Genomic DNA, 10,346 nt, shown 5'->3' with positions numbered 1-10,346 from the left:
TCTGCAATTTTGCCGACTTCGCCACGATAAGAATGATATTTTTTGCGTTTGTTTTTCCCTTTCAACCCAAGCTGTTGCAGTAAGCGTTGGACTTTTTTATGGTTAATCAGCTATATTTTTCTTAATTCCAGCGTAATACGACGATAACCGTAATTACCGTCATTTTTGTGATAAATTTTGATAACTTCTTGCTCAATCGCTGCATTTTTATTGTCTTTTTCAGCAAGATGATAAAAGAACGTACTCCGTTTTAAATCAACCAATTGCAATAAAATCTCAAACGGAAATTGGTGGCGCAGTTCTTTCACGAGGCGTGATTATACTGATTAATCCAATATCTTAATATGGTTTCCTTAACCTGAAAATGCTGACGAGTTAATGAGCGATTTTTATTATGTTGAAGATAAAATTCGATCACTTGTTGTTTAAAAGATTGGGTGTATTTAGCCATAAAAATCTGCACCTTAATTAGTTGGTTGTTTAGTCCAACTTTTGGGGTGCAGATCATTTTTATCTTTATGATAAATAGTCATTTTTTCTAAATGTTATTTCTATTTCATTTCAAATAAGGATATTCTCATGCATAAAATACTTTTTATTATTCATTCTTCTCCATATGGTGATGAACATTTTTTCAGCGCATTACGTTTAGCTTTACAACTACAAGAGCAACACAAAAGTGCGGTTGAATTAAAGTTATTGCTAATGTCAGATGCCGTTAGCGGGGGACTTGCTCATCAACAGCTGGCAGAAGGTTACCATTTGCAACAAATGCTTGAAATTCTTACCGCACAAGGGGCGATGGTCAAATTATGTAAAACTTGCACTAATGCACGTGGAATTACCTCATTACCACTAGCTGAAGGCGTTGAAATTGGTACATTAGTTGAATTAGCTGATTGGACGGTCAATGCAGATAAAGTGTTGAATTTCTAGTTGTTATCCTATTCTTAATATTAGGAATAAAAGGCATAACAGACAGTAGGATGACAGGGCGAAAGAAGTATTTCGCCCTTTTTATTTTATATTTCCTATTTTGAGAGATGTGTTGCCCTCTTCATGTTTTGTACGAATTGTGTCAATTCAAGCAAACATTGAGGGTGATTGTCGAGGTTTCGTTCAATAATCTGAACTGTAGCGGAACCCGAGATTGCACCAGCAGCCCCTAAACGCAGCGCCTCTTTAACTTGTTCCGGTTTTGCGATACCAAAACCTTGTAAAATTGGGGCGCTTTGATATTGGGTTAACCCTTCAATAAGAACATCTAAATTGGCAGCTTGTGTTTGATTTTCTGCGCTAGTAACGCCGGCTCTTGAGACTAAATAAGTATAACCTCGAGTATGTTGAGCTACCGCTTTAATTGTGGATTCATTAGCATTAGGTGGACAAATGAAAACCGGCTGTACATCATGACGTTGAGCAGCTTGGATATATTCTTCTGCGGCGAGTAAAGGAATATCTGCAACCAATACGGCATCAACGCCCACTTCGGCACAGCGTGCATAGAATTTATCAAGAGTTTGCGCATAAATTAAATTGGCACAAAGCAACAGACTAATCGGTATGTCTGGATAGGTTGACCGCACTTTGGCAAGTAACTGAAAACTTTCTTCGGTGCTACAACCTGCATTGAGAGCCCGATCATTGGCAGCCTGAATAACCGGTCCGTCCAACAAGGGATCAGAAAAGGGAAAGCCTAATTCTAAGGCATCCGCACCATTATCAACTAAAGTACAAATAATCTCAAAAGAGCGCTCAAAATCAGGGTCACAAAGTGTCACAAAAGGAACAAATCCCCCTTGTTTTTTATCAGCTAATTGAGCAAATAAACGGCTGAAACGAGATGATTGCACAATCATTTGATAGCTCCTTTTGCAGTTAAAATTTTATCCACCGTGAAAATATCCTTATCACCACGACCGGATAGATTCACAACAAGTAGTTGTGTTTTTGTTGGATCTTGCTTGATGAGTTTTAATGCGTAAGCCAAAGCATGGGAGCTTTCTAAAGCAGGAATAATACCTTCATGTTGTGCTAAAGCTTGAAATGCCTCAAGTGCTTCATCATCTGTAATGCTCTCATAATCTGCACGACCAATAGCATGGAGATGCGCGTGCTGCGGGCCGACAGAAGGGAAGTCTAAACCGGCTGAAATACTATAAGACTCTTCAATTTGCCCGTCTTTGGTTTGCATAATCGGGGATCTCATCCCAAAATAAATACCGACTGAACCATGACGTAAAGGCGCACCATGCTCACCGGTTTCAATGCCTTTGCCTGCTGGTTCAATCCCAATTAGGCGTACACTTTTTTCTTCAATAAAATCGGCAAACATACCAATGGCATTTGATCCGCCGCCGACAGCCGCAATAACCGCATCAGGTAAGCGCCCTTCCTTCTCCAAAATTTGCCTTTTGGTTTCTTCTCCAATCATTTTTTGGAATTCACGCACGATGGTTGGAAATGGGTGCGGGCCTGCGGCGGTACCGAGCAGATAATGTGTTGTGGCATAATTTGCAGCCCAATCCCGCATAGCCTCACAGCAAGCATCTTTGAGTGAACAAGAGCCTTTTTGTACAGGGATCACTTCGGCGCCCATTAACTTCATTCGGAAAACATTAGGCGATTGACGTTCAACATCTTTTGCGCCCATATAAATACGGCAAGGTATATTGAGCATTGCACAGGCTAATGCAGTCGCAACGCCATGTTGTCCTGCACCGGTTTCAGCAATAATACGTGTTTTCCCCATGCGTTTTGCTAAGAGAATTTGCCCTAAAACTTGGTTGGTTTTATGGGCACCACCATGCAATAAATCCTCACGTTTTAAATAAAGTGTAGTGTTCGTGCCTTTTGTTAAATTACGGCAACATGTTAATGCTGTAGGGCGACCGGCGTAATTTTTTAATAAATCCTGAAATTCTTGTTGGAAAGCAGGATCTTCTTTCGCCTCCACAAAGGCTTTTTCCAGTTCTTGTAAAACAGGTACTAAGATTTCGGGAACGAACATACCGCCGAACTCACCGAAATAGGGATTAAGAATGGTTGTCATAGCATTTCCTTTTACATTTTTATGATAATTTTTTAGGTGTTTGACGCTCCAAAATTTTGTTAAACACCGCTGCTAATTTTTGTGGGCTTTTCATGCCCGTTAGACTTTCTACGCCGGAATTGAGATCAAGACCTAGGCAATGTTGTGATAAGGCAAGCTCAATATTGTCCGGATTAATGCCACCGGCAAGGAGCAGTTTAGATTTATATTCTTGAGGGATCTTCGACCAATCAAAAGGCTGTCCAGTCCCTCCACGTTGATTGCCGATTTTGCTGTCCAATATGTAGCGATCCACATGGGGAATCGACGGAATTTTTACCGCACTTTTACTTTGTGTTTTGGTTGCAAGGGCGGCTAATGTAATTTTAGGGGACGCATCAACTGAAATTGCTTTCCAAATTTGGCATGATTGCGGTAATTGTTGGCGAAGTGCGGCAATAAATTCAGCTGTTTCTTCGCCATGTAATTGTACTGCAAATAAATCAAGTTGGTTGACGATTTTTTCAATAAAATCAATAGATTGATTTTGAAATACGCCGACAAAACGCAAGGGAGCCTGTACCACCAACTCTTGAGCTTGGAGTAATGAAAGCTGTCGGGGAGAATGTTCTGCAAAAATTAAGCCTCCATACAATGCGCCTTGCTCATACACGGCTTGTACATCCTGCGGACGAGTAAGTCCACAAACTTTATTTTCGCCAAAAATTAAGGTGCGGACGCTTTGATGGAGATCGGGACTTCCCATCAAACTGCTACCAATAAGAAAACCATGTACATCAGATTTCAGCTGTTGAATTTGATGATGGTGGTAAATGCCTGATTCGCTAATAATAATTCGGTCTGCCGGAATTTGGCGTGCAAGAGGCGGTGTACGAGCAATATCGACAGATAAATCATGCAAATCACGATTATTGATACCAATAACTTTAGCGCCAAGCTCAATGGCTCGAGTTAATTCTGTTTGATTTGAAGTTTCCGTTAATATTCCCATGCCTAATCCATGTGCAATTTCTGCCAATCGACGATAGGTTTCATCATCTAACACAGAAAGCATTAATAAAATCGCATCTGCTTGATAATAGCGCGCCAAATAAATTTGATATTCGCTCACAATAAAATCTTTGCACAAGATTGGTTGGTTGACGAGCTGGCGAACGCGCGGAATATAAGTGAAATCCCCTTGAAAATATTTTTCATCTGTGAGAACAGAAATTGCGGAGGCATAACTTTTATACACCTGTGCAATATCTTCTACATTAAAATTGGCTCGAATCAAACCTTTTGAGGGAGAGGCTTTTTTACATTCAAGAATATAAGCCGGTTTTTGCGCCGAACCTTGCTGAAGTGCGGTATAAAAATCCCGATCACTAGGTTGAAGGCTATTTTGAAACGCACTCAAAGGAAAATGGGTTTGTTGGTGTTGGATACAAAGTAATTTATCCTGTACGATTGTTTTCAAAATACTAGGTTGCGTGTGGTTTTGTGGCATAGTGAATTCCTTTTAATAACGCGTTAATTGAGATAAAACATTAACACTTTTACCGGATTGGATGATATCCAAAACCTGTTGTGCATTATGCTTGATATTCTCATAACCAAACAATTTCATCAATAATGCTGTATTCATTGCAACGGCTTGGGCATGTTCAGGTTTGCCTTGACCTTGTAACAGTGCGGTTATCATTTGGGCATTTTCTGCAGGTTCACCACCACGTAAAGATTCCAATGGTTTGGCTTGAAAACCAAAATCCAAAGGAGAAAGGCTGTAGTAGGTGATTTTCCCATCATAGATTTCCGCTACATCAGTCCGTCCATGAATAGCCACTTCATCCAATCCACAGCCATGCACAACAAAAGTATGTTGATGACCGAGTTGTGCAACGGTTTCGGCATAAGGTTTGAGTAAATGAGGAGAATAAACACCAAGTAGTTGACGTTTTGGTCGTGCAGGGTTGATAAGCGGTCCTAGAATATTGAAGATAGTCCTTGTTTTTAGTGCTTGACGCACAGAAACCGCGTGTTTAAACCCGAGGTGGTATTGCTGGGCAAAAAGAAAACAAAGCCCGATTTCATCCAATGCCTGTCTTGCAATATCCGCCTGCATATTTATATTGACCCCAAGTGCGGTTAATAAATCGCTTGAGCCGGTTTTGCTTGATACACTTCGATTTCCATGTTTTGCGATTTTTAACCCACAGGCAGCCCCAACTATTGCAGAGGCGGTAGAAATATTGATAGTATTGGCGCTATCCCCACCGGTACCGACAATATCTGCAAATGCATAATCAGGGGTAGGGAAGGGTTGTGCCGCATTAAGGCATGCCGCCACTGCACCACTGATTTCTTCAGCGCTTTCCCCGCGTATTTTTAGCGCAATTAACAGTGCAGTGAGCTGTATTGGATTTAATTCCCCTTGAATGATTGATGTGAAAAGCTGTTGCATTTCCGAGGATGTTAGATGAGTTTGCTCAATAATTTTAAGTAGGAGTTGTTCTGTTTGCATATTATATTCCTTGTGTTCTATTAAAATTCATTAAATATGCGATAGTTTGTTTCAATAATTGAGATCCCTGTACAGTCAAAATACTCTCAGGATGGAATTGAAAACCACAAATCGGTAAAGATTTATGGCGAATTGCCATGACGATATTTTCATAAGTAGCATTAACAATTAGCTCATCAGGCAACTCAACACCCATTAATGAATGATAGCGAGCAACGGACATAGGATTATTCAAACTTTCAAACATAGCTAAATTATCATGAGAAATTAGCGATACTTTGCCATGTAACACTTCGCCAGCATGAACAATTTTGCCACCAAAAGATTCAATCAGAGCTTGATGCCCCAAGCAAATACCAATCATAGGCACTTTGCCTTTTAAGCGCGCAATTAATGGCAGTAAATTGCCGGCTTCAGAGGGATTACCCGGACCGGGGGATAAGGCAAGTAGGGTATTGGGGTGAGCTAAGGTGGCTTGTTCTAACAACGCTATATCACAATCGTTACGGTAAATCTGAACCTGATGACCTAATGTCCGAAATTGATCGACTAAGTTATAGGTGAAAGAATCAAAATTATCTAAAAAAATAATGGTTGCCATGATAAAAATCCTTATATTGCACTGTGAGTTTGAATAATGGCATTAATCACTGCTTTAGCTTTATGGCGGGTTTCATCTGCCTCCATTTGTGGATCAGAATCTAACACTTCGCCACAGCCGGCTTGAATATGCGCTATTCCGTTTTGCACAAAAGCAGAACGAATCACGATACAGGTATCCAAATTACCTTTTGAGGACAAATAACCCACCGCGCCACCATAACTATGTCGTTTTTGTTGTTCAACAAGGTAAATTAATTGCATAGCTTTAATTTTTGGCGCACCGGTTAAAGTTCCCATATTCATACAGGCTTGATAAGCATGCAATGCATCCAGTTCAGGGCGCAATTTTCCTACGACTCGAGAAACCAAATGCATAATGTGCGAATAACGATCGATTTGCATTAATGCCTTAACATGGCGTGAGCCACTTTCACACACACGCGCCACATCATTACGAGCCAAATCCACCAACATTAAATGCTCCGCAAGTTCTTTCTTATCTAAGCGTAGCTCTAATTCTAAGCGAGCATCCAGATCTGGATCGATTTGACCTTGCTCATCAAAACCTCGCGGTCTTGAACCAGCAATCGGATAAATTTCCACTTGGCGTGTTTGTGCGGAATATTTCAATGCGCTTTCTGGTGAGGCTCCAAATAAAGTAAACGCCTCATCTTGCATAAAGAACATATAAGGGCTTGGATTGGTTTGTTTTAGTTGTCGGTATGCCCGAAGAGGATTCGGACAAGCTAAAGAAAAACGTCTTGATGGTACAATTTGGAATACATCCCCAATATGAATATGATGTTTAAGTGAACGGATAATATCTTTAAATGCCTCATCTTCTAAATTCGTGCGAACTTCTGTGGAGGCGAGGATGTGAGGCAAGTGCGGTTCAACTTTTTGCAAATTTTGGCAAATTTGCACCGCACTTTGATTCAAGTCATCGGCTGCCTTTGGATGAAAGCAAAAGGTTTGCAATGTCGCTGACAGGGTTTGATGATCAATAAGTAATAAATTTTCAGCCAAATAAAAGACATAATCAGGGCAACTCAAACCATCGTCTTTTAATTGAATATTTTCCATAGGAATAAAATTGGTGACTAAATCATAAGCAAATAATCCCCCTAAGAAAATCGGAATATCGCTATGCTGATAAAGCGTTGTTAAGCAACGTAATCCATCAAAAATCGACGGGGCGCTTAGCTTACTGTCTTCATCAAGATTTGGGTTTGGCAAAGAAAACTTCACCGAAAGATGATGGGTATCAAACGAACTTATTTCACAAATAGGCTGTAATTGTTGTGCGATGTAGGGTAAAACCCCTTGCCCATTTAAGGTCAATGCCTCGAAATCAACTTGTTGTCCTTGGCAAGAAATTTTTAATGCGGCATCTACTAGCAACAAACTTTTTAAACTGTTTTTACTTTGGATTTCAGCAGACTCTAAAAGCAAGGTATTTTGTCGGTTTTGGCAAAGTGTCGCAAAAATGGCGATGGGATCATTGCAATAATCCACATGATATTCTTTGGTTTGGATAAAAACGGACTGCATTTTTAACATCCTGTCATTTGTTAATTTTGTACTATTAAACTAGTATAAATTAATATTGTCAACTTTTTTTAGAAATAATTATTGGATGAAGGAAGGATTCAAGAGAATATGAAGTAGGTTTTGGGATATTTAGAGAAGGGCAAAATGGGGTTTTCATTAAATCAACCCCATTTTTTCGGTAATATGACCGCACTTGAAAGGAATGACTATTTTAATCCTTTCACTAAGTAATGAATCTGCCATGTTAAAAGTTGTTTATAAGCCTGAATTCGCGCCCGTTTTTTATCACTCACTGGTTTCAACTCGGTAACTCAAAGATTGTCGGGATAAAGTGCGGTTGGATTTTGCCAAGAATATTGCGTGAGATGCTCGCCATCGCTCACCCCTTCGCTATCGGCATAAAGCCCTTCGTTATAAGCAAAAGCATATTTTTCATTGTCTTGCTCCGCCAACAAATTGCGCCCGCCTAGGTTCCAATATTCCGCATCTGATAAGCTTAAACCATATAATGTAGGCATAATATCCTTGTGCGAACCAATGCGGCTTGGATCAAATTTAAGGGCAAGTTTGCTCTGTAATTCCGTTGGAACATGAACATAAAACGGTACGCCCATTGCCATAAAATTCTGTTTTGGCGCATCGAAACGCACGCAGCGCACGTGGTGATCTCCTGTAGCAGCAATAATGGTTCGATTTCCCACCGCACTTTGCGCCACTTGTGTAATAAATTGCCCCAAGGCGTTATTAGCATATTGATAAGTGGAAAGGGATTTGCGGTTTTCTTCTTCACTGCCAAATTTTCCTTCTAGTACTTGAGGATTAATACGCTCCGCCTTGTAATGTTGAGGTACTTCATAAGGCGGATGATTCGTCATACTTAATATATTGATAAATAAAGGTTCATTACTTTCTTTCAGTAATTTTTCTGCTAAGGCAAAGGCATATTCATCCGCAATGCCCCAATAAGACATGGTAGGTTTTGCATCAGGAAAAGTTTCGATAATATCATTTTGGTCATAACATTCATCCACACCTTGCAACGGCAAATAATTGCCTAAGTTGCGCCACATTAAACCACCAGATGTGATAAACACCGTACGATAGCCTTGTTGTTTATAGGTTTTAAATGGACTATAGGGCAGGGCGATTTGCTGTGCAGCTGATTGGCTGATATTTTGAATAGGGCTATAAAAAAGCAACGATGCCAAAGTTGGCGCAGTGCCGTTATAATCAGAGGTAAAGCGTTTGAACACAAAATCTTGTTCAAAGTGCGGCCGTAATTGTCCCAATAAATCATTGGTTTCAGGGTTATCTAAAACCAAATAATTGGTACCAAAGCTTTCCATTAAGGCAAATACAACATGAGGTTTGCTTTCCTTCAATGCAGGATTAACAGGCGTACGCTCAATCAGGCTATCTGTGCCAAAGACTTGTTGCATTAAGGCTTTACCTTCGTCTAAATCAACCACCTCAAAAAGAATATTGCGTTTACGATCTCTAAATGCCCATTCCACAGCAATTACGCCATTTGGGACTAGTTTATTGATAACGGCTAAAGAGGAAACTTGCGAATGATCTTTGGTTAATGGTTTGGAGCGTATTGTACCGCGTACAAAAAATGCCAAGGCAAGGAATGAGCCAACAAAAAGCAAAGTTGCAACAGACCAATGCATATCCCAATTTAACAATCCTTGGTATAACGCATAATACATAAAGTACGCAGGAAGCGCAGCTAACACAAGCACTGCGAAAGATCCTGAAATAACAGGGTAATCATCATAGATATTTTTCAACACGGCTTTGGTATCGTCTTCCACTAAACCAAACATCAACATATCGTAATAATTGTTATAGGTTTTATAGTAATAAAAATTACCCGCCACAATGCCAATGAGCGCGATAGCAAAAATTAAGATGTAAATTGCCCAAAAAAGTGCGGTGCAGATCATTTGTCCGTCTAATTCATAAACCCAAATCGGATATTTAGCATGATTTAGATGCTGATTAAACCACGTTTGGCGGCTTTCCTTTGTTGCTGGAACTAAATCTGCCGTCACTGTGCGTCTTTCAATCTCAATCACCTGGTTATAAATTTCAAGAATTCGAGTTAAATCATCTTGTTGTGCTAGGCGGAACATCTCTATCCTTAAACTTGCTCGGTACTTAACTGCCAACCTAGTTGGCGATATTGTTTATAACGTTCCCTCGCTTGGACCTTTTCTGTTTCATCAACCGACACGAAATCAATAATTTGATTGAAGCTGTTAATAAAATTGGGTAATTCTGTTTGTAATGAAATCAATACATCTCGGCGTTGGGCATTGCGTTTGCCTTTCCACGAAATTTCAATCGGGGTCGTATAGGTGGTGACTTCGCCGGATAAATTATGTGGTACAAAATCACCCGCTTCTCTTGCCCAAAGCGCTTCATCAAGGCTGAATGCCTGTTCTTCGGTTTCACAAGCAATCAGCACGCGTTTACCTTGTCGCCACGCTTTTGCGGCTAGATCGCAAGCAAGGGCTTCTTGGGCGGAAAGCTCGCCTACTTGGGCTTGGCTTAATAGATAGAATTGTACTTGCTTCACTGACACACTCTTAGAAATATAGTTAGACGAATTATAACTTATATTTATAATAA

General features: G+C 40.1%; 10 protein-coding genes and 1 pseudogene. 1 reads left to right on the top strand and 10 read right to left on the bottom strand.

Annotation, left to right across the window (positions count from 1 at the left end):
• Together B0183_RS12580 and B0183_RS13085 are read right to left on the bottom strand one after the other, a co-directional pair.
• Window positions 1-311 (bottom strand): annotated as a pseudogene (locus B0183_RS12580) (IS3 family transposase); the annotation flags it as partial.
• Window positions 305-451 carry an IS3 family transposase gene (locus tag B0183_RS13085; protein WP_021112970.1) on the bottom strand — a complete coding sequence of 49 codons (147 nt, stop codon included), beginning with the start codon at window positions 449-451 and terminating at the stop codon, window positions 305-307. The pseudogene B0183_RS12580 and the gene B0183_RS13085, both read right to left, overlap by 7 nt.
• 128 nt (window positions 452-579) lie before the next feature.
• Between B0183_RS13085 and B0183_RS01450 the strand changes: the two genes are divergently transcribed.
• Window positions 580-936: a DsrE/DsrF/TusD sulfur relay family protein gene (locus tag B0183_RS01450; protein WP_021113118.1), complete on the top strand. Its 357-nt coding sequence runs from the start codon at window positions 580-582 to the stop codon at window positions 934-936.
• Window positions 937-1,031: 95 nt separating this feature from the next.
• On the opposite strand, the gene trpA is transcribed toward B0183_RS01450, so the two are convergent.
• The 8 genes from trpA to B0183_RS01410 form a co-directional block, all read right to left on the bottom strand.
• A complete protein-coding gene (gene trpA / locus B0183_RS01445; RefSeq protein ID WP_021119347.1) occupies window positions 1,032-1,859 on the bottom strand; it encodes a tryptophan synthase subunit alpha in 828 nt (275 codons plus the stop codon).
• Complete coding sequence (trpB, locus tag B0183_RS01440) at window positions 1,856-3,052, bottom strand: tryptophan synthase subunit beta (protein ID WP_015940020.1); 1,197 nt, start codon at window positions 3,050-3,052, stop codon at window positions 1,856-1,858. The genes trpA and trpB overlap by 4 nt, the downstream gene beginning before the upstream one ends.
• 19 nt (window positions 3,053-3,071) lie before the next feature.
• Window positions 3,072-4,541 carry a bifunctional indole-3-glycerol-phosphate synthase TrpC/phosphoribosylanthranilate isomerase TrpF gene (trpCF, locus tag B0183_RS01435; protein WP_078208223.1) on the bottom strand — a complete coding sequence of 490 codons (1,470 nt, stop codon included), beginning with the start codon at window positions 4,539-4,541 and terminating at the stop codon, window positions 3,072-3,074.
• Between the two features lie 12 nt (window positions 4,542-4,553).
• A complete protein-coding gene (gene trpD, locus B0183_RS01430) occupies window positions 4,554-5,555 on the bottom strand; it encodes an anthranilate phosphoribosyltransferase (RefSeq protein WP_062924166.1) in 1,002 nt (333 codons plus the stop codon).
• A gap of 1 nt (window position 5,556) precedes the next feature.
• Window positions 5,557-6,156, bottom strand: a complete 600-nt coding sequence (locus B0183_RS01425) for an aminodeoxychorismate/anthranilate synthase component II (protein WP_021111981.1) — start codon at window positions 6,154-6,156, stop codon at window positions 5,557-5,559.
• Window positions 6,157-6,167: 11 nt separating this feature from the next.
• A complete protein-coding gene (locus B0183_RS01420) occupies window positions 6,168-7,709 on the bottom strand; it encodes an anthranilate synthase component 1 (protein WP_021111982.1) in 1,542 nt (513 codons plus the stop codon).
• Window positions 7,710-8,020: 311 nt separating this feature from the next.
• Window positions 8,021-9,847 (bottom strand): sulfatase-like hydrolase/transferase, encoded by a 1,827-nt coding sequence (locus tag B0183_RS01415; RefSeq protein WP_234802014.1) that lies wholly within the window; start codon window positions 9,845-9,847, stop codon window positions 8,021-8,023.
• An 8-nt stretch (window positions 9,848-9,855) separates the two neighbouring features.
• Window positions 9,856-10,293, bottom strand: a complete 438-nt coding sequence (locus B0183_RS01410; RefSeq protein ID WP_010786528.1) for a DNA polymerase III subunit chi — start codon at window positions 10,291-10,293, stop codon at window positions 9,856-9,858.
• Window positions 10,294-10,346: the final 53 nt, after the last annotated feature.

The organism is Glaesserella parasuis (assembly GCF_002015085.1).
In the GTDB taxonomy this organism is placed as follows: domain Bacteria; phylum Pseudomonadota; class Gammaproteobacteria; order Enterobacterales; family Pasteurellaceae; genus Glaesserella; species Glaesserella parasuis.
Note: the sequence above shows the minus strand (reverse complement) of the source record. Positions and strands in the feature narration are given on the sequence as shown.